Below are 25,119 nucleotides of genomic sequence, written 5' to 3' on the forward strand. Positions count from 1 at the left end.
ATCAAGCTGGCTTCGGGGGCGCGAGGAGGGTGCCGCGGATGACGGAGCCGTGGAAGGTGCGGACGGCAACAGTGATCCACGCGGCGACGAGGCCGGCGTAGTACAGGACGGCGAGGCCAGCGACGACGGTGAGTCCGGAGTGCAGGGCCAGGCCGTTCAGGCCGGTGACGCAGGTGCCGACGGGGAACGTGAACGACCACCAGGTCAGGCTGAACGGGAGGTGCTGCTTCGCGGTGCGGATGGTGATGGCGAGGGCGATGACGGTCCACAGCAGCGCGAAGCCGAGCATCGCGAACCCGTACACCAGCGCCACGACCAGCAGGGCATGCGCGGTACTCGCATCGACAACGGTGGGGGCGTTCGAGGCGAGGAGGTTCACGGCGGTGATCGACTGCCCGACCGGCCCGAGGACGATCCACAGAGTCGGGACCATGCCGGCGGCGCCGACCTTGTGCTGCGCGAGACGGTTCCAGATCAGGGTGATCACGACCAGGGACGTGATGAGGCTGAGGCCGAAGAAGCCGTAGCAGGCCCACAGCAGCGTCTCCCGTGCCTGTCCGGCGGGGGCGTAGGACAGGAGGAGCGCTCCGGTGGAGGCGGACACCATCGGCGGGACGATCGGCATCAGCCAACCGCCGAACGCGGAGTCGGGTTTGTTCTCGTGGCGGGTGAACGCCAGGTACGGCACGAGCACTGCCGTGAGCAGTCCTCCGATGGTGCCGATGGTCCAGAGGACCCAGTCGATGGTGACGGCGGCGGGGAGGCCGATCCAGTCCTTGCCGAGCAGGATCGTGCCTGCACCGACGGTGAGAAACGCCATTGGCGGGGCGCCGTAGAAGTGCGAGATGACCGGGTGCAGGTGGTGCTTCGCCGCGGTGTCCCGGTAGCGCACCCAATGCAGGACCGTCGCGATGGTGAGGGCGATGAGCAGGATCGCAGCGATTGCCCACACCACCGTCGCGCCAGTGCGCAGCCCTGGGAACTGCAGCGGGAGTGATGCAGCGGCGACGGCGACGATGCCGGTGCCCATGATGGATGCGAACCAGTTCGGAGTCAGGTTCGACACGATATGCCCTGGCCGATCGAGCTCTCGGAACACCGTGCGCCGCTTTGGGGCACCGTGCCGCTTGGTCGTGCTGGGTGCCGGTGCGGTCTGGGTGGTCATGCAGGCAGTCTGACCCCGACCTCGGGCGGGGTGGAACCACGAACTGTTTCGGGGTGGCACAATCATGGTTTGTGAAACGTCGTGTGACGGACCGGAAGCTGGATCTCGACACGTTGGACGTGCTGCAGCGTGTCTCGGAGTCGGGCTCGTTGTCGATGGCTGCGAGCCAGTTGGGCATCACTCAACAGGCGGTGTCAGCGCGGATTGCGGCGGCGGAGCGGATGGTCGGGGTGCAGCTGGTGGTGCGTTCCTCGTCGGGTTCGTGGCTCACCGATGCTGGGGCGACGGTGATGGAGCTTGCCGCACCGGTGTTGGATGCGGCAGCACGATTGGAGGCAGGTGTGCATGCACTGCGGCTGCCATCGGGCACGATCACGGTTGCCGCGTCGCAAACGATCGCGGAGTTGATGTTGCCGGAGTGGTTGTTGCGCTCCCGTCGTGCGGCGCCGGAGATCAGTGTGCGCATGTTGGCGGGGAACAGCACCGACGTGATCGGGTACGTCCGCACCGGCGCCGCTGACATCGGGTTCGTTGAGGGGCCACACACGCCGGTGGATCTTCATGCGATGCCGGTTGCGGACGATGAGCTCACGGTGGTCGTTGCGGCAGAGCATCCATGGGCGTCAGCGGCGTCTGTGACGGCGGCGGATGTCGCCGCGACACCGCTGCTGGTGCGCGAGCAGGGATCGGGCACGCGCGCTGTCGTGGAAGGGTGGTTGCGTGACCAGGGGTTGACGATGGTGGAACCGGCGGCGCAGCTTGATACCACCGCGGTGATTCGCGCGAACGTTCGCTCAGGCGTGGCGCCGGCGGTGATGAGTGTCCGTTCGGTACGTGCGGATGTCGACGCTGGGGTCCTCGTGCGGGTCCCGGTCGATGGCCCATCACCGCTTCGGCGGTTTACCGCGATCTGGTCGACGCCGCCATCAGCCGCGACCGCGGCGTTCCTGCACACCGCAACCCACCCGGTGTAGTCGTCTGCTGGCGAACCGGAGCTGGCGGCCACGGCTTCGCGGGGTTGTCATATTGCGCACGCGTCGTTCCATTCACGGAATGGTGTGTTGGGGTTGGAAACGTCGATGATGGCGTTCGCTGCGGATCGCGGTTCGTCTCGTTGCGTGAACGCCTGCGCGGCTCCGACATCACGGATGGGCGCGCGGACAATGCCGGTACTGGCCCAGATCGTCCAGTCCCAGAGCCCTCGAGCGGGCACTTGCAACAGTCCCCATCCGGTCACGATGAGCACGTCCGCTCCTACCGGGTCGCTGCGGAAGGGAATCGCCACATCCGCTCGTGCTCCCATCGCGGTGATGACCGAAGTGATCGTCTCGTGTTGCACGGCGTAGCCAGCTGCAGTGACCGCGTCACCGAGCGCCGTCGCAACCGCGTGCACGGCGTCGACGGAATCACCATCGACCGCGATGATCGATCGCCGGCCGGCGTACTGCGTGCTCCACTGATGCACCACGTCGCGGTACACGCTGGCGATGGTGTGGGGGGTCATTGGTGCTCCCTTATGTGGCGGCGGGTGTCGGGGACGGATCAAACGGCATGCAGCAGCGGAACGAACAGTGCTGCGGCAGCGATCAAGACGACGAGGGAGACGCCGGTGAGCAGCAGCCGCTTCTGCCGGCGGGGTTGCCCATCTGGTGCGTCGCCCCACACGCTCGCCCGGACGGTGATCTGGTGCGCATCGCCGACCAGACGGCGGATCGTCGGATCGGACAGGTCCAACAGTCCGTTGCGGGCATTGGCCGAGATCTGCGCAGCTTCCCGCATGCTCATCGACATCCGCGACACGCTCCGATCACGTTCCGCGTCGTTGGCACTGAATCGTCTGCGAGACCGACTCGTCCGTTGCATCAGAACGTCTGCCCGTTCTCGTCGCCAACCTGCTTGACAGAATTGCCATGCACCACGGGGCCATCCGGAGCATCTGTGAATGGGCCGCGCCCGATCGGGATGCCAGCCTCAGGGTGATTCAGGTCGAACGCCGGGGACTCCGACCGGATCCTGGGGATCGAGGTGAAGTTGTGTCGCGGTACCGGACACTGGGTTGCCCACTCGAGGGAGCGACCGTACCCCCATGGGTCATTGACCTGCACCTTGGGTGCCTTCCGAGCCGTGATGTAGATATTGAACAGGAATGGCAGGAATGAGATCCCGAGCAGTATCGACCCGATCGTGGAGACCTGGTTCAGCCAGGTGAACCCGTCCTGCGGCAAGTAGGTCGCGTAACGGCGGGGCATGCCGATCACGCCGAGCCAGTGCTGCACGAGGAACGTGGTGTGGAACCCGAGGAACAGTAACCAGAAGTGGATCTTGCCGAGCCGTTCGTTGAGCATCTTCCCGGTCCACTTCGGCCACCAGAAGTAGAAACCGCCGAACATTGCAAACACGACGGTGCCGAACACGACGTAGTGGAAGTGGGCGACGACGAAGTAGCTGTCGGAGAGGTGGAAGTCCAACGGCGGAGACGACAGGATCACGCCGGTAAGGCCACCAAAGGTGAAGGTAATGAGAAACCCGACAGCCCAGAGCATCGGTGTTTCGAATGTCACCGAGCCGCGCCACATGGTGCCGATCCAGTTGAAGATCTTCACCCCGGTCGGGACTGCGATCAGCATCGTCATCAGTGAGAAGAACGGCAGCAGGACGCTGCCGGTGACGTACATGTGGTGTGCCCACACGGTCACCGACAAGGCTCCGATAGAGATGGTGGCGTAAATCAGTGTCTTGTAGCCGAAAATCGGCTTTCGGCTGAACACGGGCATGATCTCGGAGATGATGCCGAAGAACGGCAACGCGATGATGTACACCTCGGGGTGCCCGAAGAACCAGAACATGTGCTGCCACAGCAGCGCTCCACCGTTGGCGGGATTGAAGATCTGCGCGTCGAAGACACGGTCGAGGCCGAGGCCGAAGAGGGCAGCGGCCAATACCGGGAACGCGATCAGTACCAGCAGCGCAGTTACCAGGACGGTCCAGGAGAAGATCGACATGCGGAACATCGTCATGCCGGGGGCACGCATGCAGATGATGGTGGTGATGAAGTTGACCGACCCGAGGATTGATGCGAATCCGACGAGGATGAGCCCGAACACCCACAGGGTGCCACCGAGGCCTGGCGTGAAGGTCGTGTCCGACAGTGGCGCGTACGCGGTCCACCCGAACGATGCTGCACCCTGCGGAGTCAGGAAACCGCCCACAGTGATGAGGCCGCCGAACAGGTAGATCCAGTACGAAAAGGCGTTCAGTCGGGGAAACGCGACATCCGGCGCGCCGAGGTGCAGCGGCATGATCGCGTTCGCAAAACCCGAGAACAACGGTGTCGCGAACAGCAGCAGCATGATCGTGCCGTGCATGGTGAACAGTTGGTTGTACTGCTCCTTTGTCGCCACGATTTGGAGGCCCGGTTCGAACAGTTGCGCGCGGATCACGAGGGCCATGACGCCGGCGAGGAGGAAGAACATGAATGAGGTCATCATGTATAGGTAGCCGATGACTTTGTGGTCGGTGGAGGTGATCCACCGGACAATGATGTTTCCTTTTGCGCCGGTCCGGGGCGCATCGAACACGGGCACCCCGGTGTCGGTGGTGCGCGGGGTTGTGGCGGTCATGAGCTGCCTTTCGACATGCAGTGCAGAGACTGGTTGGGCGAATTCTGCCGGCTCGCTGGGGTCACACGAATAGGACGGCAGCGATCAGGCACGCACTGGGGCTGGCATGAGCCCAGCAGCGCTAGCAGGCTGGCGGTGACGCACCCGGGTCGTGGCATGTGACTGCACCACCTGCTCAGCTTCGGTGACGACGTCGGCGACTGCCTGGTCGTGCATGTCGAATGCATCCGTCGCGACGTAACACCGGCTGCGAGCCGTTCCGTTGAGCGGTCCACCCGAACGTTGATTGGGGCGCATCAGCATGGCTCTCCTGTTCGTGGAAGCGTTCCTGCCGATCTTCCTCGCCGCTCGGGCGGTCGGCAACGGAGATTCGGTTGTGACCACACAACGGCGTGTTGTGTGCGGCGGCGGTTGCGACGCGCAGCGGGCGACTTCCATGCCACCGAGCATCATCGGCACGGTGCACTGGTCGGCACGGTGCACTGGTCCGTGTCGTGGTGTCAGCTCGGCGGAACCGGGCCGGGGTTCACTCGAGCGAACCTGCGTCGGGAGGAAGGGGCGGCGGCGGACTGAGTTTCCTCTGTGCCGGCTGCCGGTGCCGCGCGGGATTTCCGGGTGTCAGCGTGGTCGCGTGGGGCGGGTTGCAACGGGAGCGAGCCAGGCGGTGAGTGCGGTGGCCACGATGCTGCCAGCGCCGATGATGACGGCGAGGACGACGATCTGGAATCGTCCGGCCTCGATGGGCGAAACCCCACCGAAGACCGCGCCGACGAACGCTCCGGGAAGCGTGACCAGCCCGGTCGTTTTCGTCTGGTCCACTGTTGGCACCAATGCTGCGCCGATCGCTCGGCGGACCTGGTCGACGGTGGCCTGCCGTGGCTGCGCTCCAAGGGCGAGCCACCCTTCGACTTCGTCCCATCGGTCATCGACGAGTTCGACGAATCGCCTTCCGGATAAGGTCGAGATCGTCATTGTGTTCCCGATCACGATGCCTCCGATCGCGAGAACGTATCGCGGGGTGAGCGCGATGGCCCCGGTTCCGAAGACGAGTACGCCGGCGACCATGATTCCTGCAGCCATGCACGTCGCGACTGGGACAATGCGAGCGCGGAGCGTGCCGAGCCGTCGAGCTGAGGTAATGGCCGCGACCGTGAACATCACCAAGAGCGCGATGGTGATCAGCGCCGGCGAGCGGATGATCCCTGTCAGCAGCACGCTGATCGCAGCCAACTGCAACACCCCCCGCCCAACTGCGAATGCTGGAGCCCACGGTGAGGGTGCGCGCACTGCCAGCAACACCGCCGCCGTAACACCGACGAGAGTGACCACGCCGACGAGAGTGCGGACGGCTTCATCGGAATTGATCAACTCGCTCCTTCCACCGGCGGCCGCCACGCGCTCAGGTTGCAGGCGTACCCAGATCGGGAAGAAAAGAAGGTGTGTCCGGCCAAGGCGCGCGTCCCCTTGCCCTCGGGCAGGACCGCCCGCCTGAGCATCGTTGATTCGGTCCGCCGGATCGCCGGGAGCATGCCGACTATTGGTCACCGCCCTGTCTGCCAAAGTCGACGAGAAAGATGAAGATGCGTTGCCCATCACGCATCTCGTGCGTCATCTCCCGGATCGTACCGATCTGACCATCGCGCGTGAGCGCCTGCTGCAGCGCCGGGACCTGCACAAGATGGTTCACGTCTACGTCGAACCACTCCACATGGTGCGCGTCAACATCGGATGCCATCCAGTCATCTGCTGGTGCGCTTCGGTCCCACCCGTACTGATGCGTCTCCACTGGAGACCATTTCACGATGCGCTGCATTGTCGCTCACCGCTGCCCGATCAAGCCGTAGGGCAGTCCCGGGTGCTGCTCGGCGATTTCGGTGAGCCGGTTGTACTTTGCGACCCGTTCCCCGCGGGCGGGTGCGCCCGACTTGATCTGCCCAGTACCGGTTCCGACGACGAGGTCGGCGATGAACGTGTCCGTGGTCTCCCCGGAACGGTGGGAGACCATGCTGGCCATCCCGATGCTGGTGGCGGTGGCGATCGCACCGAGGGTCTGGGAGACCGTACCGATCTGGTTCGGCTTGATCAGTGCCGCGTTCGTCAGGTGTTGCTCGCCGCCGTCGCGGATGCGCTGGGGGTCGGTGACGTAGAGGTCGTCGCCGACGGTCTGGATCCGGTCACCGAGCGCCGCTTGCATGCGGCGGAACCCCTCATGGTCGTCCTCAGCGAACCCGTCTTCGATGCTGCGGATCGGGTACGTGTCGATGAGCTGCCGGTAGTAGTCGACCAGCCCGTCCCGGTCGAGGCTGTCGTCGAGCATCCGGTACGAGCCGTCTCCGAGGGAGAACTCGTTCGCGGCCGGATCGAGGGCGATCGCCACCTGGTCGACGCCCGGCTCGTAGCCTGCGGCGCGGATCGCGGTGACCAGCAGGTCGAGCGCTTCCTCGGGTGCAGCGATCGATGGTGCGAAGCCGCCCTCGTCGCCGAGGCCGAGGCTACCGAACCGGTCCCGTACCAGGCCCGCGAGGGCGTGGTAGACGTCCGCGCCGATGCGGACAGCGTCGGCCATCGTTGAGGCGTTGACGGGGGCGATCATGAACTCCTGGAAGTCCAGCTTGTTCGCTGCGTGCGCGCCGCCGTTGAGGACGTTGAAGTGCGGGACCGGCATCCGCGGCGTCGAGCCGGTGATCTCGGCGATCCACTGCCAGAGTGGGAGGTCCGCGGCGTGTGCGAGGGCCCGGGAGGCGGCGATGGAGGTTGCGACGACGCTGTTCGCGCCGAGCCGGCGGTACCCGGTGGTGCCGTCGAGTTCGGCGAGGGCGGCGTCGACCTGTCCGATCGCGGACCAGGACCGGCCGGTGAGCAGGCCCGCGATGTCGGTGTTGATCAGGTGGAGCGCCTGGGTGATGTCGCGGCCACCGAACGCTGTTCCGCCGTCGCGGAGCTCGACGGCTTCGTGGGCGCCGGTGGATGCGCCCGCGGGGGCGTCGCCGGTGACGGTGCGGCCGTCGTCGAGTTCGAGCAGGACGCGGACGGTCGGGTAGCCGCGGGAGTCGAGGATGCGGGTGCCGTGGACGGCGTCGATGGTGACGGGGTGGTCGCGGTGGGTGACGTACTCGCCCTGGTGGGCTCCGTGGTGGTGGATGCCGCTGATGTAGTCGTTCATGGTGACGCTCCTTCTGGTCGGGTCATGCGTCGTGGTCGTGCGGATGGAAGGGAAAGCCGCGGGGAGGCGGAGGGGACGACCTGCTGGCGATCACTCAGCGCCAGTGCCTCCCCGCGGCGGTCAAGGGGCCCGTGGATCACGGGTGTCGGGTGTGGGCTTCCTGTGCGGTGCGGATGACGGCTTCGGCAGCAGGACGGTTGGCCCACCCGTTGGTGGTGACGTGCTTGCCGTGTTCGATCTCCTTGTAGTGGGAGAAGAAGTGCTCGATCTCGATGAGGGTGTGCTCCGGGACGTCGCTGATGTCCTGCAGGTCTTCGAACCGGTCGTCGCCGGCGGGGACGGCGAGGATCTTGTCGTCGCCGCCGTTCTCGTCGACCATGCGGAGCATCCCGATCGGCCGGACCGTGATGACGACGCCCGGGAACGTCGGTCGGGGCAGCAGCACGAGCGCGTCGAGGGGGTCGCCGTCATCGCCGAGCGTGTCATCGATGGAGCCGTAGTCCTGGGGGAACACCATGCTGGTGAACACGGCCCGGTCGAGCCGGATCCGGCCGGTGGTGTGGTCGACTTCGTACTTGTTGCCGCTGCCGCGGGGAACCTCGATCGTGACGTCGAACAGCATGGGAAGGCCCGTTCCAGGATGTGGGGTGGCGGTCACAGCAGACCGCCAAGGAGGATGCCGGCGATGGCTGCCGCGACCGAGAGGACGAGCATCCCGAGACCGTTGACGGCTGCGGCGGTGATCCGGCCGCTGCGGGCGAGGCGGACCGTTTCGAAGTTGGCGGTACTGAACGTGGTGTAGCCGCCCATCACCCCGGTGCCGAGCACCGCCACGGGGGCTGCGCCGAGGTGACTGGCGGCGCCGACGATGAGCCCGAGCAGCAGCGACCCGGTGATGTTGATCGTCAACGTGCCGACGGGGAGCCGGAACTCCCGGCCGGTGTTGATCAGCCCGTCGAGGAGGAACCGGCCGGCAGCGCCCACGCCGCCACCGGCCGCGACCGCGAGGAGGATGCCGGCGTTCATGCGGACACCGTCCGGGGGCGGAACCAGCCGGCGACCACCAGTCCGACCGCGGTCGCGATCGCACCGGCTATGACGGTCAGTAGCGCGTACCCGGTGCCGGCGAGACCGTGGCCGGTGAGGAACAGTGCGGCGGTGGACTCAGCGAGGGTGCTGTAGGTGGTGAAGCCGCCGAGCACTCCCGTGCCGAGCAGCAGACGCAGGACACGGCGGCGGCCCGCGTCGGGACCGCGATGCGCCAACGCTTCCAGGAGCACCCCGAGCAGCAGCGCTCCGCTGATGTTGATCCAGAAGATCGACCAGCTCACCCCGCCGTCTGCTGGGAGCAGCGCACTGATCACGTCGCGCAGGAGTGTGCCGACCGTGCCACCGACCGCGACGAGGCCGACGTACCGCCACCGCAGGTGCACGGGCCGCATGGCCGTTGCGGGGTCGGAGACGTCCACATCCGGGTCGGAGGGGAGCTGATCATCGGGCATCGGGGTGTCCGTTCGGGTGGTCATGTTCCGCCTTCTGCCGCGACCAGCGCCGCGGCGTGGTGCGCTGCTACCGGATCCAGGAACGCCCCACCACGCGGGACGAGAGCACCCGTCGGCGTAAGCTCATACTGCAGCGGCTGCCCCGTGGGCAGGTTCAGTGCGTGCAGTTCCGGCTCCGTGAGGTCGTCGATGCACGCGCACATGGCGCGGAGCGAGTTGCCGTGCGCGACGACGAGGACGCTCCGACCCGACCGCACCATCGGTAGAAGTCGGTCCTGCAGCACGGGTCGGACCCGATCGATGACATCGGAGAGGGCCTCGGTGCGTCGGAGGGCAGCGTCTGACAGGTCGCGCAGCGCGGAACTTGACCGCAGCGCCGTCCACACTTGCAGGGACATCGCCGGTGGTGCGCCGTTCCGGGACCTGCGGATTCGGGTGTATTCGTCGTCGCCGAGCGTTCGGCGGGCATCGGTCTTGGTCATCCCGGTGAGTGCGCCGTAGTTGCGTTCGTTGAGCTGCCAGACCTTCTCCGTCGGGATGGCGATGCCGAGGGTGTCGAGGACCAGTTCCGCAGTGTGCACGGTGCGTTGCAGCGTCGACGTGAGCACCTGGTCCGGCAAGATGCCTGCTGCCTGCAGGAGCCGCCCCGCGGTCACGGCTTGCTGGACACCCTCGACGGTCAACGGTTCGTCGCGGAGGCCGGTGAAGGTGCCGGCCCGGTTCGCGGTGCTTTCCCCGTGGCGCAGCAGCACCAGCCGGCCCGTCACGACGCATCCCACGGCAGGGCGCTCTCGAACCCGACCGGAGCGTGTGGGACGACCACGACGGGACGGTGCTGCTGGTGCGTCAGGCGGGCGGCGACGGAACCGTTCAAGAACTCCGCAACCCGGCGTCGGCCCGTCTGCGACCCGACGACGATCATTACCGCGTCACGTTGCTCCGCCACCGCCGCCAACGCCCGGCTTGGATCTCCAACCCGAGTGAGGATCTCCACCCGGACCGACCGTGCTGCAGCGAGATCGTGGATGACGGCGACGTCGCGGTCGGGCAGCTGCTGCGGTTCGGTGTCCGCCGTGTCCGGATCGATCGGTTCGATGATCTCCGAACCGTCCCGACGAGTTCCTGCGTTCAGCAGCGCCGGATCCACCGCAACACACACTACCGACGCACCGAAATGCTTCGCGATCAGCGTGGCAACGCCGACAACGCTCTCTACCTGCCCGGACTGTACGCCGGCAACGATCGTGCGGGCGGAGTCTGCCTCGACCATGTCTTCTCCCTATCTCGGGCACGCTGACGCGCGCCGTGCTGAGATAGGGACTGTTGTCGACAGGTGTCGAGGTTGGGTCCGGCAAGCCCCACTACCGGGTCCGAAGACACCACCAGTATGCACCCACCACCACGCACCACGACAGGAAAGTCCCTCCGGCTTCTGCGGAAGGGGTACGGCCTCTGAACGGTACGGCCACGCGACGCATACCCCTGTGCTGATCAATCACCCAGCCGCCACAGACAGCACATACCCCCAGGGGGTACAGTGCCATTAAATCTACCTTGCACTGTGACGTGCTCAACGCTGCAGCTCGACACTCCGACACTCACCGACCTGATCGAAAGACTGATGCTCACCACCACCGCCTCCCCGCGTCGCCGGCTGCTGTTGCAGGCCGTAGCGACGTTGGCGCTGCTGCTGCTGGTCGGGTTCACGGTCCTGATGCACACGATGGCCGGCCACGAGCACCCGATGGCAGCTCCCGCCGCCACCACCGAGCACGTCCATGCCGTCGCAAACCGCCACGGGGAGCATGCCGCTCCCGCGGCCGCGGTGCTGACGGTCCTCACCGACGCCGGCTGTGACAGCGGCCTGTGCGCGCTGATGTGCTCGCTGATGGGGATGGCGTGCGCGCTGACGATCGCCCTGTTCGCATGGGCGCTAGTGCGCGCACGGACCGGCGGCGTCCTCGCGCTGCTGTCGCGACTGCTTGCGCTGGCTGACCGGCTGCCGCGCCACATCGCAGCACCGAAACCACCGTCACTGACGGCACTGCAGATCATCCGCATCTGATCCTCCCCCTGCGGGACCACACCGCCGCAGGGCGGCTCCCGCATGCCCAGAACCGGGAGGCATCCGCCTGCCCGGACCAATTGACGCATACACGGGAACGGACCTTCCATGCACACCACCACGACCACGCGCATCCTCGCGATCGCCGCCTCGCTCACCCTCGGCCTGACCCTCGCGAGCTGCTCCACCAACAACAGCAGCTCCGACGCGGGCTCGTCCGCCTCGTCGAGATCGGCCGCGTCGGCGCACAACGACCAGGACGTGATGTTCGCGCAGATGATGCTGCCGCACCACGAGCAGGCCGTCGAGATGAGCGACGTGCTCCTCGCCAAGGGCGACGGTGTTGACCCCAACGTCGCCACCCTGGCGAAGCAGATCAAGGCCGAGCAGGGTCCGGAGATCACTCAGCTCACCAGCTGGCTGCAGGGCTGGGGTGAGCCCACGGAGTCGGAGCACCCTGGGTCGGGGCACTCCATGTCCGGGATGATGTCCGATTCCGACATGACCGACCTTGACCAGGCATCCGCGAAGGACGCCGGGAAGCTGTTCCTGCAGCAGATGGTCCAGCACCACGAGGGCGCCGTCGATATGGCCAGGAGCGAAGTCGACAAGGGCAAGAACACCGACGCGGTCGCGATGGCGAAGTCAATCGTGTCGAGCCAGACCGAGCAGATCACGCAGATGAAGGACATGCTCGCGTCCAAGTGACCGGTTCTTCCCCGTTCGTGACCACCCTGTCGCGGCAGAATATGCCCGCGACGTGAAGAAGCAGGTGTATATGTTCGTGATCAACGCAGTCGGTGACGCCCTAGTAGCAGCCGGCTCGATGGGGTGGGAGATCCTCTGGCCCCTCATCCTCGGCTTCACCCTCTCCGGCATCATCCAAGCCGTCGTCCGCACCGACCAGATCACCAAGCTCATGCGCGACGACTCCCCCCGAGCGATCAGCGTCGCAACCGGCCTGGGCGCACTGTCCTCGTCCTGCTCCTACGCCGCCGTCGCCCTCGCACGGGCGCTCTTCCGCAAGGGCGCGAGCCTGTCGTCGGCCATGGCGTTCGAGGTCGCCTCCACGAACCTCGTCGTCGAGCTCGGTCTGATCCTCGCGTTCGTCATGGGCTGGCAGTTCACCGCAGCGGAGTTCGTCGGCGGACCGCTGATGATCATCCTCATCGCCCTCGGGTTCCGGCTCTGGATGCGCGGGAAGATCGTCGACGCCGCCCGCGAACAGGCCGACAAGGGCCTCGCCGGCGCGATGGAGGGCCACGCAGCCATGGACATGTCCGTGCAGGGCGACCAGGGCTTCTGGCGGCGACTGTTCTCGAGGCCCGGGCTCACGAGCGTGTCGCAGTACTTCGTCATGGACTGGGCATCCGTCATCCGCGACATCGTCATCGGCCTACTCATCGCCGGCGCCTTCGACGCCTGGGTCCCGAAGGCGTGGCTGCAAGCACTGTTCCTCGAGGGACACCCGACGCTCGCGTTCCTGATCGACCCGCTCATCGGACCGATCCTGGCGATGGTGAGCTTCGTCTGCTCCGTCGGCAACGTCCCCCTCGCAGCGGTCCTCTGGAACGGTGGGATCAGCTTCGGCGGTGTGATCAGCTTCATCTTCGCCGACCTGATCATCATCCCGATCATCATCATCTACCGGAAGTACTACGGCTGGAAAGCAGCCCTCCGCATCACCGGGATCTTCTACGGCGCCATGGTCCTCGCCGGCTACGCCGTCGAACTGCTCTTCACCCCGCTGCACCTTATCCCCACGAACCGGCACCTCACCATCGTGACGACCTCGATCAGCTGGAACTACACCACCTGGCTCAACATCGTGTTCCTGCTCGTCGCGGCGTTCCTGCTCGTCGTCTTCACCCGCAGCGGCTCATGGCCCATGCTCCGCATGATGAGTGACCACCCCGATACCCACGACCAGGCAAACGCCAAGCACAGCCAGCCCTGACCCGACCGGCCACGCCGACAGGGCAAGCTAGGCCACACAGCATTGTCGGAATCACGCCACAAAGCGTTCCCAGCCACATGCGAACCCCCGCGGCGTCCTGTCCTTCATGCCCTTCTCCGCCAAGGAGCAGGAGATCATGCGTTCGCGAGGGGTACAGTTCATCGCATCTTCCCCGATCAACACGGACAGCGGAGCCAATCAAGAGATCGGCAGGCTTCAGGTGCGTCACCTTGTCGAGAGAGGGCATCGCACCATCGCCTTCGCCCGCCTCCGCGACGCACGCCAGGACGTCTTCGGCGACGAGCGCGAGTCGGGGATTCGCGACGAGTGTCGAGACCAGGGCTTGCCTGAACCGACGATCGTGCGCCTCGGCGTGGACCGAGATGAGGCGTTGGTCGCCCTGGACGCTCTCCCGTCGGCTCCCGTCGGGATCGCCTGTTACAACGATGACGTTGCGACCGCACTTCTGTCGGCGGCAACCACTCGGGGCCGCCAGGTTCCGCAGGATATCGCTCTGATCGGCATGGATAACACGCCGATCTCGCAAGTCATCGTGCCCCGCCTGACGACGATCGACTACCCAGCATCCGAGGCCGCCCACCTCACGGTCGCCGGGTTCCTAGCCGCGCTGACGGGCGAGCCGATGCAGGAATCGGATCTCCACCTCGACATCAGGGTCGTAGAGGGCGCAACCACATAGCTGCGGCATCGGCGGTGACCTCGCCCCGCGGCACGTCGCACGCTGCCCGACGCTCGGACCCTTGACGCATCATCATCGGCCCGTCAACGTCGGTCTCGCCGACGCTTCAGTTCGGCTGCTACTTCCGATCCTCGAACGACTCGGTCCCCTCCGCCGAGACGAACGGCCTCCGCCGATCAGACCGACCCCTAGGCGGGCAGACCAACTGGGGAGGACGCCGACGAAAGTCCCACCCTCAAACGAGGCGGTTGCGCGCAGAGCCTGTCGCCGAACGGTCCTCGCGACATCCTCGGTGAGCAGGCGACCGTTTCCGCGAACAATCACGGTTGCTCGGCGGACGACAATCAAGACCATCGCGGCTGGAGTATTAAACACTGTCACGAAGCTCGTCGCCGGGGCAAGAAACGACATGATCTGGTGCAGGGAGACACGATCTGGACTCGACCGACAACACGATCGAGTAACGAGGTAGCGGCGAACCGCGAGAACATCCCGTGGAACGCCACCGTGATGGTGTTGAGCTCCACGAAGCTCCCGTGCTCACTCAAGGTGGAAGTGGCTCCGGCCGAGAACGGACTAGCGCGTCAGTGGTGCAACAAGTCGGATGCACGCCGTTGACCTACTTCCGCTTCGTCTTCGAACGGCCTGCCCTTCGGGCAAGGCGATGGCAGTCTTTGCAGCCGACCGAGCCCTCCGCCACATGATTGTCGGGGCGTTCCTGGAAGTCCCCATGGAGCGGGCAGATCACCGTGACGTAAGTCTTCTGGTCGATGAAGACGACCTTCGCGTAGTCGTACTTGTCGCCGTGCCGGTTGGTTGCACATTGGATGAAACGCTGCGTGCGCAACTCCTGGTTGGCGTTGCGGAAGCCCTTGCAGTCCCGGCATCCCTGGCCACGCTGCGGGCCCCAGGGCGTTTCGCGGACTCGGCGGTGCTCGCGCGGGGTTTGCTCGAAGGGCCCGTGGTCGGGGCAGATGATGGTGACCTTGGTATCGCCGTTGACGTAGCTGCGTTCGACGTGCGCGTAGTCGTATCGGCCTTTGTGCAGCTTCGTCGCGAAGTCGATGAACTCGGCGGCTCGTTCTTCACGGGTGGCGGTGCGGTAGTCCAAGGGGCCCTCCAGGAGTCGTAGTCCTGGAGCTATGCCGGCACGCCCGAACCAGCCGGGAAAGGCGCCGAGCACCCGTCCCTCGAGACCTGGTCGATCTTCTTCTCGGCGTTCCTTACGTCAGGGTGAGGCCGTCAGGCATAGCCGTGGCATGCCTTCGCTCCCTGCCGCCGTTCGAGCGGCGCTCCGCTCACCGAGTTCAACCGAGCACCTTGTCATGCCGAACCAGGAGTCTGTCGCGTCCGCGACCGCCCTGGGGCGACCGATGGGCGCCGCCTTCGGTCGTCCGTTCCCACGTCAAGGTCCCGTCGAGCACTGCTCGCACATCCAATGTTGGGAACGCGAGCCGCTCAGCCTCGGGGACTCAACGCTCGGGGCCAGAAGCTCGAACGCAGACAAGGGGACTCTTGTCGCGCAGCTTCGCCCGGAGCCCCTTCACGCGATGCGGAAGTATCGGAGCCAGTCGGTTCCCGCCGACAGGTGGGCCAGCATCGAGCCGTTCGTACTGGACGCTGTCGCACTCGTCGCGCCCGCGTGCGCGTACCTTGCTGAACGGCTCATGGTCGCGGTGACTCCATACGTCGACTGGGTCGTGCACGTCAACGGGATGCAGAAGGTCGCCAACGTGTTCCACCCGGTGCTGATCCGCCGGTACATCTCCCGCGACGACCTCAACCTCAAGGACAAGACACGCCGCGATTACCGGTCCTTCCTGCTCCGGATCTCGGAGGTCGTCCTCCCCCACGAAGGTCCGATCGAGTTTGCGCCGTTGAACGGGCAGTCCGTCACAGCCCCGTACACCGACCTCGAACTGAACCTGCTCGAGTCCTGGGCGCGGGGGCAGTCAACGGCACTGCGACGTCGAGGTGCTGGCGCGGTCCTTGCCCTAGGTGCAGGTGCTGGGCTGGACCCGTGGGAGATGCAGCACCTTCGACGCAGCGACGTGCACGTTGACCGTGACGGAGCGCTCGTCAACGTACAGGGCGGAACGCCGAGGTTGGTGCCCGTGCTCGAACGATGGGAGCAGCTCCTCATCGACTCCCTCACGGACGTGCCGGACAACGCATGGGTACTCGGCGGGTCGAACAAGAAAACGACCTACAACTTCGTCACACCGTTCATCAACCACACCGACTTCGGCAACGAACCGAAGCCAGTCCCGACGCGAATGCGCGCTACCTGGATCACCACGCACCTTGCTGCCGGCACGCACGCCGCCGAACTCATGGCTGCCGGCGGACTGCGCAAGCCCGAGCACTTGGTCACGTCCCTCCGGCACATTCCGACGATGAACGCTTCCGAGCACCGTCGACGGATCCTCGCCGAGGCCCGCGAAGTTCGGTAACGCCTTCAGAGGACACGGAACCGAGCCGCCCGGAGCTGCTGCTCGCGTTCCGGCAGCAGGCGGCCGCGGGCGTGCTGGGCTCGTTGCTGGGCGACCCACCGTCCGATCGTCACCTCCGTCTGGTCGGCCGCGCGACGACGCGGCGGTCGCTGATGATCAGCCCAGAACTGCTGGTGCGCGGCGAGCATCGCGGACCACTGCGCGTCCCGGGGGTTCCAGGCGAACCCCGGCACCGCTTCAAGTCGTCGAACCTGGTACGAGCAGTAGCCACCCGCAGCGCCGACCTGCCGGAAGTAGGTGAGGGCGTCGACGAGGCTCTGCTCGGCGGTGGCAGGGCGCGGACGGGTCGAGTCGGCGCGGGGCATCCGTCCGCGCCTGCCGACGAAGTCGTCAAGGTCGTGCACTCGGTCGATCCAGCGTCGCACGAAAGGTTCGACCTCGACGGCGTCATCGGTGTCGGCCAGGTAGAACGCAACGCCGCGCCGCTGGTCGAGGGTGAGCGTCAGGGCTGGCTGCGCTGCGTGGTCGGCATACTCGCCGTGGAGCGCTGCGAGCGCCGTGGTCGGGGTGGGCATGTGGTCCTCTCCGAGGCCGGCGGTCGGCCTCGGAGGGGGTATGCGCGGAACGGGCGTGATCTTGGAGGACGCGCGGGTCGCAGACGAGCGGGGTCCGCAAACAGGACCAATCCGGCCGCGAAGATCACTACGTTTTCTGAGTCCCCGAAGCAGAGAGCCGCCCGGATCGCATGCACATGGCCAGCGTCACGCGTACGACGCCGACGCTGACGCCGCATGCGCTGGCAAGCGGCGACACGCCCGGGGTGACGCGACCGTTCGCATGCGCGGCAACCCCGGCAGATCCGCGCGGGCATGCGGATCGGACGGCAGCGAGATCAAAATCTGGGACGCGTTCCCACAGCTCATCCCACTTCGCCTGCATAGGCCGGGCATGCCTAGCCAGATCCCCCGGTCACCGCGTCAGTACATCACCGCGATGCTGCGCGCCCTCCTGTCGTTCCTCACGCGCGGAGGAACACCGGTGAAGTACGTTCCGACGTTCGCGGAGGACCGATGGGACGTTGTCCGGGAATTCGTGGTCAGCGCAGTCGCCGAGGCGGCAGCGTCCATTGCTCAGCCCGCCGACCGACTCATCGTCATTGCGGCACCGTTCGTCGACTGGGTCGTTAACGTCAACGGATACCCGGCGAAGACCGCCGTCGTGTTCCACCCCGTCATCATCCGGCGCTACATCACCCGCACCGACGTCACCTGGTCGGACACCACGCGTCGCACATACCGGTCCTCTCTGATGCGCATGTCCGAGGTCCTCGTCGGCGAGGTGCCGCTGAAGTTCGCACCGACGACTCCGCAGAACACCGCAGCACCCTACGACGACCTAGACCTGCACCTCCTCGAGAGCTGGGCGACGGGCCAGTCGACCGCGGCGCGGCGCCGCAGCGCCGGCGTCGTCCTCGCACTCTGCACTGGAGCGGGGCTCAAAGCGAACGAGCTCCTCCAGACCCGCCGCCGCGACATCCTCGCTGACGCCGGCGGTGTCCTCGTCACTGTCAACCCGGGAGCCCGGACCGTTCCGCTCCTGGCCCGCTTCGAAACGCTCCTGCTCAACTCCATCGCCGAGGTCGAGCCGGAGCACTGGGTGTTCGGATCCCCGAAGCGCGTCAAGCACGGCATCAGCACGCTCACCACGTTTCTCTACGACACCGATCGTGGCAACGAGCCAGACCCCGTCACCACCCGCATGCGGAACACGTGGCTCATCACCCACCTCATCGCCGGCACCAACATGCGTGCCCTGATGACCGCCGCCGGTGTCACGAAGTTCGAGCACCTCGACCAGCTCGTCGCCCACGTTCCCGCGCCCGACACTGCTTCCTACCGTCGTCAGCTCCGTGCGGAGGTCGCACGATGACCGCGCCGAAGCCGAAGCATCACGACTTCGACGACGCCGAACGGTGGATGCAGGACGACTTCGGCATGAAGATGTCGACATACATCCGCATCGGTCAGGCCTTCCCCCTTGAGCTGGCGACGTTCGAGACCGTCCGCCTGTTCGACAGAGCGTGCATTCGAGCGCGCATCGAGCGCTGGAAAGCGGAAGACCGGACATCCGACCGAGGCCGGAAGGCGTTGATGTCGGAGACCTCCGTGCTCATGCTGATGTTCATCACGATGCGAGCTCGGCGGAGCGTCAGCATCCAGCAGATGACGGAAGTCGCGATGTCCCTGACGACGTCACAGCGTGAAGCAATCGGCATCCTGAAGTTCACCCCACACCAGGACACCCTCTACCGCCGCATCTGGGAGGCAATCAAGCGGCTCCGGAAGCTCATCGACCGACACCCCGGCCCTCGCCGCAACACTATGACCGACGCAGAACGCGCGGCGGCCATTGCGGAGCTGCGCGACCCGGTGGAGATGGCGAAGCGCGCAGCCCGCATGCTCGAACTCACGAACCAGCTGATCGAAGGATCTGTCCAGTTCCTCAACCGTGAAGTTCGCCGGCGATTCAAGGGCGCGATTGCCATCGATGCCACATTCGCGGAAGTCTCGGGCAAGCAGAAGAGTGCCAAAAACATCAAGCCGGGCGACAAGGTCTCCACGAACTACGACTGCGGTTGGTACGGCCGCCAGGGCAGCCACGACCCTGACCATGACGGTGGCGATAAGTACGCGTTCGGATGGGAGCTCGAGTACGCGGTCATGACCCGCGACCCGAACGAGACTGAGGCGAGCTATCCCCTGCTCTTTCTCTCGACCAGCGGTCACAAGCCTGGCGCTCTCACAGGGCACGGCTTGTTCCTCTACCAGTCTGCCGTCGAACGCGGTCACCCCATCAAGACCGTTGTCGGCGACCGCGCCTACTTCCCAGGAGCGAAGCCCGAGGACTTGCAGCGCCCTCTCGCGCAAGCAGGCGTCAAGGTCGTCATGGACTACAAGAACGAGGAAGAAGAGCTCGGTCAGCAAGCGTTCTACGCAAGCGCCGATGGCCGGCACAACCTGGTCATGGTCACGGGTAGCTGGCACCTGCGGTTCATGCCAGCCGCCCTCATCGACGCCGAGAAGACCTACCTCGACTACCTCAAGACCATCACGAGCAAGCCCGAGGCCGAGCGTTCCATACTTCGAGACGAAGCCCATGCGCTTCTCCGTCAGCGCCGCAAGGAGCGCTCCCGCTACCGGCTCATCCCCCGTAGCGGTTACGACGCCACCGGCGCGCGCCAGTACTCCTACCCGGAGTTCACCGACCCGAAGGTCTACGACGCAGAGTCCGACACCTGGATCGACGTTGTCATCCCGGGCAAGACCGTGAAAGTCCCTGGGGTTCTCAGCGACAAGAACGGCGACAAGAACCAGAACCACCTCAAGTACGGTCAGGAGTACGAGTACAAGTCCGATGTGTGGCGCGCCTGGTTCGGCAAGCGTAACAACGTCGAGAACGGCAATTCGTGTCTCAAGGACGCGGACCGCGAGGCGCTCGGGGTTCCGATGAAGCGACGCATGCGTGGCCCCTGGATCGTCGAGATGGCCGGCGCCATGGCAGCAGCGAGCGCCAACATCTCCCGCATCATCGACTGGCTCAAGGCCCGCCTCGCTCTCCGTGGGATGAACCGCATGAACCGCTCGAGCGCCGCGCTCTTCGAGCCCGGCCTCGAAAGCCTCACGGTCGAAGAGCACGATCGTCGCAACCCGTTCAACCGACTTGCAGAGATAGAGCAACTCAGACTCATCGCGTAGCGCACTGCTCGCTCCGAACTGAACATCGGCCCTCCTGACGGCCGCCCCGGCCGCGGTACCCCCTGCCCGTTTGTCGGGCAGGGGGTGCTGTCGTTGGCACAGAGCACCTTGGGCCAAGGGGTGCAGTCGCATTCGACGTCTCGCAGTTCGTCCCCGGGGTGCTCAATCCGGTTTTCACGGCACCAAGCTCCCCCAGCCGCGAAAAGTCTCAAACCGAACGCCGAAAACTCGGATCACCCCTCGGCTCCGCCTCCAGGATTCGAACCCGGACCTAACGGCACCAAAGGCCGTCGTGCTGCCATTACACCAAGGCGGAACGCACCCGTGGGTGCACGTCCATCCTCCCATGACCGACGAGGCTGGCCGTCCGCCCCGGCATCGGCCAAGATGGAGGGATGCCGCACCAGGACGAGGTCGACCGGATCGTCGCGGCGTGGGGTCGTGAGCGTGCCGACCTCGACTTCGGCCCGCTCGAGGTCCTGTCCCGCGTCGACCGGCTCGCGCGGCACCTGGACCGCGCGCGGCGAGCAGCGTTCGACGCGGGTGACATGGAGCCGTGGGAGTTCGACGTCCTCTCGGCCCTGCGGCGGGCGGGTGAGCCGTACGAGCTGAGCCCGAAGACCCTGCTGCAGCAAACCCTGGTGTCGAGCGGCACGATGACGAACCGTGTTGACCGGCTCACGGCGCGGGGCTTCGTGGGGCGACGGACCGACCCGAGGGACGGCCGCGGCATCCTCGTGTCGCTGACGGGCAAGGGCCGGGTGGCGGTGGACGCGGCGATCGCGGACCTGCTGGCCGCCGAACGCGACATCCTGTCCGGGGTCTCCGCCGACGAGCAGGGCCAGTTGGCCGGGCTGCTCCGCCGACTCATCCTGGGTCTCGGGGACTAGTCTCCGGCCCATGCACGCGATCACCCTGGCCGTCGCCGACGTCGCACGATCGGCGGACTTCTACCGCGCCCTGCTCGGGATCGAGGGCAGCGGCGTCATCGGCACCGAGTACCCGCCGACCGAGACCGAAGCGGGCGGCACCACGGCGATGTTCACCCTGGACGACGGTCTGATCGTCAGCGTCTACGGGCGGGACGACATGGCGAAGGACTCTGGTGTTGCCCTCGCCGACGGCCCCGCGGCGACGATCGGGCACTTCGTCGACAGTCAGGCCGACGCCGAAGCGTTCCTCGACCGGGCCCGGATCGCCGGCGCGACGATGCTCGCTCCCCCGTACACGCGGCCCTGGGGCATGTGGTCCGGGTTCTTCCAGGACCCGGACGGGCACCTGTGGGAGGTCGTCGCGAACCCCGGCGGCGGGGCTCCCGAGGACGCGAAGCCAGCGGAGTAGACCCACTCAGACCCCGAGCAGCTCCGCGACCTCGAGCCAGCGCTCTTCGAGCTGCTCGATCTCGGCCTCGTGCGCCGCGAGCTTCGCCTGCAACTCCCCGAGCCCGGCGTAGTCCGACTGGTCGTGGGTGGCGAAGTCGTCGAGCAGCTTCTTCCGCTCCCCACCGACGCGCGCGATCTTGCGGTCCAGCGCCGACATCTCCTTCTCGGCGGTGCGCCTGTCCGCACCCGACAAACCGGGCGCGGCAGGGGCAGTCGACCCGGCCACGGCACCGGCCGAGCCGGTCCCGCCAGCGGTGTCGGGCCTCCCGGCAGACGCGGCGGCAGCCGCAGAAGCGGTCCCGCCACCGGTGCCGGCCGCACGCAGCCGCATGTACTCGTCGACGCCGCCGGGCAGGTGCCGCAGGTGGCCGCCGAGCACGGCGTACTGCTGGTCGGTGACGCGCTCGAGCAGGTACCGGTCGTGGGAGACGACCAGCAGGGTGCCCGGCCAGGTGTCGAGCAGGTCCTCCATGGCCGCGAGCATGTCCGTGTCGAGGTCGTTCGTGGGCTCGTCGAGGATCAGCACGTTCGGCTCGTCGAGCAGGATGAGCATGAGCTGCAGGCGGCGCTTCTGGCCACCGGACAGGTCCTTGACCGGCGTGGAGAGCTGCTCCGCCGTGAAGCCGAGGCGTTCGAGCAGCTGCGCCGGCGTCATCTCCTTGCCGTCGGCGACGTAGCTCGTCTTCTTGCGGGCGACGACCTCGCGCACGCGGTCGTTCGCGAACTGCGCCAGGTCGGCGAGCTGCTGGTCGAGGATCGCGACCTGCACAGTCTTGCCGGTCTTCACCCGGCCGCTCGTCGGCGCGAGCGTGCCGGAGACGAGGTTGAGCAGCGTCGACTTGCCGGCGCCGTTCGGGCCGAGGATGCCGGTCCGCTCCCCCGGTGCGATGCGCCACTCGATGCGGTCGAGGATCTGGGTGCCGTCGAACGAGACGCTGACGTCGAGCAGGTCGACGACGTCCTTGCCCAGGCGAGCGGTCGCCGTCTTCGCCAGCGCGACCGTGTCGCGGATCGGCGGGACGTCGTCGATCAGGGCGTTCGCGGCGTCGATGCGGAACTTCGGCTTGCTCGTCCGGGCCGGTGCGCCGCGGCGCAGCCACGCGAGCTCCTTGCGGGCCAGGTTCTGGCGGCGCTGCTCGCTGGCGGCTGCCTGACGGTCGCGCTCGACGCGCTGCAGGATGTACGCCGCGTAGCCGCCCTCGAACGGGTCGACGACGCCGTCGTGCACCTCCCACGTGTCGGTCGACACCGCGTCGAGGAACCACCGGTCGTGCGTCACCACCACCATGCCGCCCTGGTTCGACGACCAGCGACGGTTGATGTGCTCGGCCAGCCACTGGATGCCCTCGACGTCCAGGTGGTTCGTGGGCTCGTCGAGGAACAGGACGTCCCAGTCGCCGACGAGCAGGCGCGCGAGCGCCACGCGGCGGCGCTGGCCACCGGACAGCTCGTCGACGCTGACGTCCCACGGGATGTCCGACACGAGGCCGCCGATGACGTCGCGGATCTTGGGGTCGCCGGCCCACTCGTGCTCTTCGAGGTCGCCGACGACGGTGCTGCCGACGGTCGCGCCCTCGGGCAGGATGTCGCGCTGGTCGAGGTAGCCGACGGTCAGCCCGCGGCGGTGTGTGACGCGGCCGTCGTCGGGTTCGAGGCGCTGGGACAGCAGCGCGAGGAGGGTCGACTTGCCGTCGCCGTTGCGTCCGACCACGCCGATCCGGTCCCCCTCGTCGATGCCGAGGGTGACGTTGTCGAAGACGACCTTGGTGGGGAACTCGAGATGCAGGTTCTCGGCGCCGAGGAGATGAGCCACGCGTCAAGGGTAGGCGGCGTGGCGGGGTGGTCGGTGCGGGGTGGTCGGTGCGGGCTTCGGCGGGCGGGGCGAGCTTGACTGGTCGGTGCGGGCTTCGGCAGGTGGTGCGAGCTTGACCGCTCGGTGCGAGGTTGTAGCGGCGCACGCAGCGCACAACCTCGCACCAGCCGACCGACCGCGCACGGTGCGCCGGGTGCGACGGCGCGTCGGCGCCGGCGCGTCGGCCTGGACGCGCGGGTCAGCTCGGTCGCACGGTGCGGGCTTCGGCAGGTGGTGCGAGGTTGACCGCTCGGTGCGAGGTTGTAGCGGCGCACGGAGTGGGCAACCTCGCACCAGCCGACCGACCGCGCACGGCGCGACGGTGCGCCGGCGCGTCGGCCTGGAGGCGCGGGTCAGCTCACCGGGGCCGGTCCGGCTCCGGCAGTCGGGTACGTCAGCTCGCGGGAGCGGCGTCGCCCTCGCCGGCGGCTTCCTTCGCGCGCTTCAGGCGAGCCTGCGCCTCCCAGTACTCGATCTCGCGCTCGAGTTCGGCGAGCTCCTGCTCCGTGCCGCTGATGCGCTTGGCCCCGTGGGCGCTCCGGGCATCACCGAGGGTGGCGTACCGGTCCTCGTGACGGGCGGGTTCGATGTAGCGGCCGTGGTTCCGCTCGCCCGGGGCCCAGTCGTGGCCGATGGCGAACCAGACGATGCTGCCGACGACGGGGACCAGGATCACGAGGATCACCCACGCGATCTTCGGGAGTCCGCGGATCTGGTCGTCGTTCTTGGTCAGGATGTCGATCAGGGCGAAGACCAGCAGGATGACGGTGATCCCGGGCAGCAGAACGCTCATGTTCGCGATTCTATGGAGAACCTGAGGGCTGTCGCCACGCCCCGAACGCGTGCCGGTGTTGCGATCCGGCCACGGTCAGCTGCGGGGCCGTACAGGGTCGACGTCCATGCGGTGCGGGGCTACGAGACAGCGCCGGGCAAGGACGGTGCGACGCACCGACCACGCGAACTGGGCGACCGTGAACAGACTTCCGGTCAGGTAGACCGGCCAGAAGGCCGTCTCCGCGACGGCGACCGACGACCAGACGACGAGCACCCCGGCCTGCATCGGGAGTGCGGCACCGCTCGCCAGGTCGGTCGCGACAGCGTCGACCACGATCCGTCGATCAGCCGGCGCGTCCGCCTGGCCGACCGCCGCACGGGAGACCGCACGCTGCTCACGCTGCAACAGCGACGCGACGACTTGCTCACGGACGACGGTGCGTCCTGCACGGCGTCGGAACCGGACCGCACGGATTATCTCCACCACCAGGATGAGCACCGCGATGCTGAGTCCGACGGTCGAGAGCATCAGCCGTGCGTCGGAGTCCGGGGGCAGCGCGACGCCGACGAGCACCAGCAGCGCGATCACCAGGGCCACCGCCAGGACGAACCCTCGAATGGGCACGACACGACGATCACGCGGCTGCGCGAGGTACGCGTGCGCCCGGATCTCCGCGTCGGCCCACCGCCGGTCGGCGGCCGTCTGTGCTTCGGTCACCGATCTGAGTGAA

Annotated in this window: 27 protein-coding genes and 1 tRNA gene; 10 read left to right on the top strand and 18 right to left on the bottom strand. The window is 66.8% G+C overall.

All coding sequences use genetic code 11. The features are described from left to right. Position 1: 1 nt before the first annotated feature. Entirely contained in the window at positions 2–1,066 is a 1,065-nt protein-coding gene (locus tag EDF42_RS07660; RefSeq protein WP_235035965.1) for a TDT family transporter, read from the bottom strand. A 152-nt stretch (positions 1,067–1,218) separates the two neighbouring features. Between EDF42_RS07660 and EDF42_RS07665 the strand changes: the two genes are divergently transcribed. After that, a complete protein-coding gene (locus tag EDF42_RS07665) occupies positions 1,219–2,139 on the top strand; it encodes a LysR family transcriptional regulator (RefSeq protein WP_235035966.1) in 921 nt (306 codons plus the stop codon). Between the two features lie 47 nt (positions 2,140–2,186). Here EDF42_RS07665 and EDF42_RS07670 read toward each other — a convergent pair whose 3' ends face one another. From EDF42_RS07670 to EDF42_RS07715, 11 genes are all read right to left on the bottom strand, one after another. Beyond that, entirely contained in the window at positions 2,187–2,669 is a 483-nt protein-coding gene (locus EDF42_RS07670) for a hypothetical protein (protein ID WP_123293733.1), read from the bottom strand. A gap of 38 nt (positions 2,670–2,707) precedes the next feature. Next, the gene (locus EDF42_RS07675) at positions 2,708–2,956 is read right to left on the bottom strand and encodes a hypothetical protein (RefSeq protein ID WP_123293732.1); all 249 of its coding nucleotides are present in this window, start codon (positions 2,954–2,956) and stop codon (positions 2,708–2,710) included. 71 nt (positions 2,957–3,027) lie between these two features. Next, positions 3,028–4,785, bottom strand: coding sequence for a cytochrome c oxidase subunit I (ctaD, locus tag EDF42_RS07680; RefSeq protein WP_123293731.1), 1,758 nt, complete (start codon positions 4,783–4,785; stop codon positions 3,028–3,030). Between the two features lie 618 nt (positions 4,786–5,403). After that, positions 5,404–6,180, bottom strand: a complete 777-nt coding sequence (locus tag EDF42_RS07685; RefSeq protein ID WP_395865292.1) for an ABC transporter permease — start codon at positions 6,178–6,180, stop codon at positions 5,404–5,406. A 139-nt stretch (positions 6,181–6,319) separates the two neighbouring features. Beyond that, entirely contained in the window at positions 6,320–6,598 is a 279-nt protein-coding gene (locus tag EDF42_RS18890) for a hypothetical protein (protein WP_131845087.1), read from the bottom strand. A 6-nt stretch (positions 6,599–6,604) separates the two neighbouring features. Then, positions 6,605–7,948, bottom strand: coding sequence for a phosphopyruvate hydratase (gene eno / locus EDF42_RS07690; RefSeq protein ID WP_123340877.1), 1,344 nt, complete (start codon positions 7,946–7,948; stop codon positions 6,605–6,607). A gap of 136 nt (positions 7,949–8,084) precedes the next feature. Beyond that, positions 8,085–8,570, bottom strand: a complete 486-nt coding sequence (locus tag EDF42_RS07695) for an inorganic diphosphatase (RefSeq protein WP_123293728.1) — start codon at positions 8,568–8,570, stop codon at positions 8,085–8,087. 32 nt (positions 8,571–8,602) lie between these two features. Continuing rightward, the gene (locus EDF42_RS07700; RefSeq protein ID WP_123293727.1) at positions 8,603–8,974 is read right to left on the bottom strand and encodes a CrcB family protein; all 372 of its coding nucleotides are present in this window, start codon (positions 8,972–8,974) and stop codon (positions 8,603–8,605) included. Further along, positions 8,971–9,474: a CrcB family protein gene (locus tag EDF42_RS07705; protein WP_235035968.1), complete on the bottom strand. Its 504-nt coding sequence runs from the start codon at positions 9,472–9,474 to the stop codon at positions 8,971–8,973. Before EDF42_RS07705 ends, EDF42_RS07700 begins: the two co-directional genes overlap by 4 nt. Continuing rightward, a complete protein-coding gene (locus tag EDF42_RS07710) occupies positions 9,471–10,217 on the bottom strand; it encodes a 2,3-diphosphoglycerate-dependent phosphoglycerate mutase (RefSeq protein ID WP_123293726.1) in 747 nt (248 codons plus the stop codon). The genes EDF42_RS07705 and EDF42_RS07710 overlap by 4 nt, the downstream gene beginning before the upstream one ends. Beyond that, positions 10,214–10,720, bottom strand: a complete 507-nt coding sequence (locus EDF42_RS07715; RefSeq protein WP_123293725.1) for a universal stress protein — start codon at positions 10,718–10,720, stop codon at positions 10,214–10,216. The genes EDF42_RS07710 and EDF42_RS07715 overlap by 4 nt, the downstream gene beginning before the upstream one ends. A 351-nt stretch (positions 10,721–11,071) precedes the next feature. On the opposite strand from EDF42_RS07715, the gene EDF42_RS07720 reads away from it, so the two are divergent. From EDF42_RS07720 to EDF42_RS07735, 4 genes are all read left to right on the top strand, one after another. Beyond that, positions 11,072–11,515 carry a hypothetical protein gene (locus EDF42_RS07720; RefSeq protein ID WP_123340876.1) on the top strand — a complete coding sequence of 148 codons (444 nt, stop codon included), beginning with the start codon at positions 11,072–11,074 and terminating at the stop codon, positions 11,513–11,515. Positions 11,516–11,623: 108 nt separating this feature from the next. Continuing rightward, a complete protein-coding gene (locus EDF42_RS07725) occupies positions 11,624–12,223 on the top strand; it encodes a DUF305 domain-containing protein (RefSeq protein WP_123293723.1) in 600 nt (199 codons plus the stop codon). Positions 12,224–12,275: 52 nt separating this feature from the next. Further along, complete coding sequence (locus EDF42_RS07730; protein WP_200849224.1) at positions 12,276–13,472, top strand: permease; 1,197 nt, start codon at positions 12,276–12,278, stop codon at positions 13,470–13,472. Positions 13,473–13,578: 106 nt separating this feature from the next. Next, complete coding sequence (locus EDF42_RS07735) at positions 13,579–14,172, top strand: substrate-binding domain-containing protein (protein WP_123293721.1); 594 nt, start codon at positions 13,579–13,581, stop codon at positions 14,170–14,172. A 619-nt stretch (positions 14,173–14,791) separates the two neighbouring features. Here the strand turns inward: EDF42_RS07735 and EDF42_RS07740 are convergent. Next, positions 14,792–15,283 carry a hypothetical protein gene (locus EDF42_RS07740; RefSeq protein ID WP_123654332.1) on the bottom strand — a complete coding sequence of 164 codons (492 nt, stop codon included), beginning with the start codon at positions 15,281–15,283 and terminating at the stop codon, positions 14,792–14,794. A gap of 214 nt (positions 15,284–15,497) precedes the next feature. Here EDF42_RS07740 and EDF42_RS07745 point away from each other — a divergent pair, with 214 nt between their 5' ends. Next, complete coding sequence (locus EDF42_RS07745; RefSeq protein WP_123654333.1) at positions 15,498–16,625, top strand: hypothetical protein; 1,128 nt, start codon at positions 15,498–15,500, stop codon at positions 16,623–16,625. A gap of 5 nt (positions 16,626–16,630) precedes the next feature. On the opposite strand, the gene EDF42_RS07750 is transcribed toward EDF42_RS07745, so the two are convergent. Beyond that, positions 16,631–17,200 carry a helicase associated domain-containing protein gene (locus EDF42_RS07750; protein WP_123293718.1) on the bottom strand — a complete coding sequence of 190 codons (570 nt, stop codon included), beginning with the start codon at positions 17,198–17,200 and terminating at the stop codon, positions 16,631–16,633. 517 nt (positions 17,201–17,717) lie between these two features. Here EDF42_RS07750 and EDF42_RS07755 point away from each other — a divergent pair. Continuing rightward, positions 17,718–18,554: a site-specific integrase gene (locus tag EDF42_RS07755; protein WP_148067652.1), complete on the top strand. Its 837-nt coding sequence runs from the start codon at positions 17,718–17,720 to the stop codon at positions 18,552–18,554. Next, a complete protein-coding gene (locus EDF42_RS07760; RefSeq protein ID WP_123293716.1) occupies positions 18,551–20,380 on the top strand; it encodes a hypothetical protein in 1,830 nt (609 codons plus the stop codon). The genes EDF42_RS07755 and EDF42_RS07760 overlap by 4 nt, the downstream gene beginning before the upstream one ends. Positions 20,381–20,624: 244 nt before the next feature. On the opposite strand, the gene EDF42_RS07765 is transcribed toward EDF42_RS07760, so the two are convergent. Further along, positions 20,625–20,696: transfer RNA gene (locus EDF42_RS07765), tRNA-Gln, on the bottom strand. Positions 20,697–20,775: 79 nt separating this feature from the next. On the opposite strand from EDF42_RS07765, the gene EDF42_RS07770 reads away from it, so the two are divergent. Together EDF42_RS07770 and EDF42_RS07775 are read left to right on the top strand one after the other, a co-directional pair. After that, positions 20,776–21,270 carry a MarR family winged helix-turn-helix transcriptional regulator gene (locus EDF42_RS07770; RefSeq protein WP_123340195.1) on the top strand — a complete coding sequence of 165 codons (495 nt, stop codon included), beginning with the start codon at positions 20,776–20,778 and terminating at the stop codon, positions 21,268–21,270. 10 nt (positions 21,271–21,280) lie between these two features. Beyond that, entirely contained in the window at positions 21,281–21,721 is a 441-nt protein-coding gene (locus tag EDF42_RS07775; RefSeq protein WP_123671924.1) for a VOC family protein, read from the top strand. Between the two features lie 6 nt (positions 21,722–21,727). On the opposite strand, the gene EDF42_RS07780 is transcribed toward EDF42_RS07775, so the two are convergent. The 3 genes from EDF42_RS07780 to EDF42_RS07790 form a co-directional block, all read right to left on the bottom strand. Further along, entirely contained in the window at positions 21,728–23,575 is a 1,848-nt protein-coding gene (locus tag EDF42_RS07780; RefSeq protein ID WP_123671925.1) for an ABC-F family ATP-binding cassette domain-containing protein, read from the bottom strand. Between the two features lie 433 nt (positions 23,576–24,008). After that, entirely contained in the window at positions 24,009–24,407 is a 399-nt protein-coding gene (locus EDF42_RS07785; RefSeq protein ID WP_123340192.1) for a PLDc N-terminal domain-containing protein, read from the bottom strand. Between the two features lie 75 nt (positions 24,408–24,482). Next, entirely contained in the window at positions 24,483–25,106 is a 624-nt protein-coding gene (locus tag EDF42_RS07790; protein ID WP_123671926.1) for a hypothetical protein, read from the bottom strand. Positions 25,107–25,119 lie beyond the last annotated feature (13 nt).

Origin of the sequence: Curtobacterium sp. PhB172 (genome assembly GCF_003752545.1) — a bacterium.
Lineage (GTDB): Bacteria > Actinomycetota > Actinomycetes > Actinomycetales > Microbacteriaceae > Curtobacterium.

Coding starts and splice junctions, on each gene's coding strand:
- EDF42_RS07670 (WP_123293733.1), bottom strand. CDS start 2,669: ATGACCCCCCACACCATCGCCAGCGTGTACCGCGACGTGGTGCATCAG.
- EDF42_RS07675 (WP_123293732.1), bottom strand. CDS start 2,956: ATGTCGATGAGCATGCGGGAAGCTGCGCAGATCTCGGCCAATGCCCGC.
- ctaD (WP_123293731.1), bottom strand. CDS start 4,785: ATGACCGCCACAACCCCGCGCACCACCGACACCGGGGTGCCCGTGTTC.
- EDF42_RS18890 (WP_131845087.1), bottom strand. CDS start 6,598: ATGCAGCGCATCGTGAAATGGTCTCCAGTGGAGACGCATCAGTACGGG.
- eno (WP_123340877.1), bottom strand. CDS start 7,948: ATGAACGACTACATCAGCGGCATCCACCACCACGGAGCCCACCAGGGC.
- EDF42_RS07695 (WP_123293728.1), bottom strand. CDS start 8,570: ATGCTGTTCGACGTCACGATCGAGGTTCCCCGCGGCAGCGGCAACAAG.
- EDF42_RS07700 (WP_123293727.1), bottom strand. CDS start 8,974: ATGAACGCCGGCATCCTCCTCGCGGTCGCGGCCGGTGGCGGCGTGGGC.
- EDF42_RS07705 (WP_235035968.1), bottom strand. CDS start 9,474: ATGACCACCCGAACGGACACCCCGATGCCCGATGATCAGCTCCCCTCC.
- EDF42_RS07715 (WP_123293725.1), bottom strand. CDS start 10,720: ATGGTCGAGGCAGACTCCGCCCGCACGATCGTTGCCGGCGTACAGTCC.
- EDF42_RS07720 (WP_123340876.1), top strand. CDS start 11,072: ATGCTCACCACCACCGCCTCCCCGCGTCGCCGGCTGCTGTTGCAGGCC.
- EDF42_RS07725 (WP_123293723.1), top strand. CDS start 11,624: ATGCACACCACCACGACCACGCGCATCCTCGCGATCGCCGCCTCGCTC.
- EDF42_RS07735 (WP_123293721.1), top strand. CDS start 13,579: ATGCCCTTCTCCGCCAAGGAGCAGGAGATCATGCGTTCGCGAGGGGTA.
- EDF42_RS07745 (WP_123654333.1), top strand. CDS start 15,498: ATGCCGAACCAGGAGTCTGTCGCGTCCGCGACCGCCCTGGGGCGACCG.
- EDF42_RS07750 (WP_123293718.1), bottom strand. CDS start 17,200: ATGCCCACCCCGACCACGGCGCTCGCAGCGCTCCACGGCGAGTATGCC.
- EDF42_RS07760 (WP_123293716.1), top strand. CDS start 18,551: ATGACCGCGCCGAAGCCGAAGCATCACGACTTCGACGACGCCGAACGG.
- EDF42_RS07770 (WP_123340195.1), top strand. CDS start 20,776: ATGCCGCACCAGGACGAGGTCGACCGGATCGTCGCGGCGTGGGGTCGT.
- EDF42_RS07775 (WP_123671924.1), top strand. CDS start 21,281: ATGCACGCGATCACCCTGGCCGTCGCCGACGTCGCACGATCGGCGGAC.
- EDF42_RS07785 (WP_123340192.1), bottom strand. CDS start 24,407: ATGAGCGTTCTGCTGCCCGGGATCACCGTCATCCTGCTGGTCTTCGCC.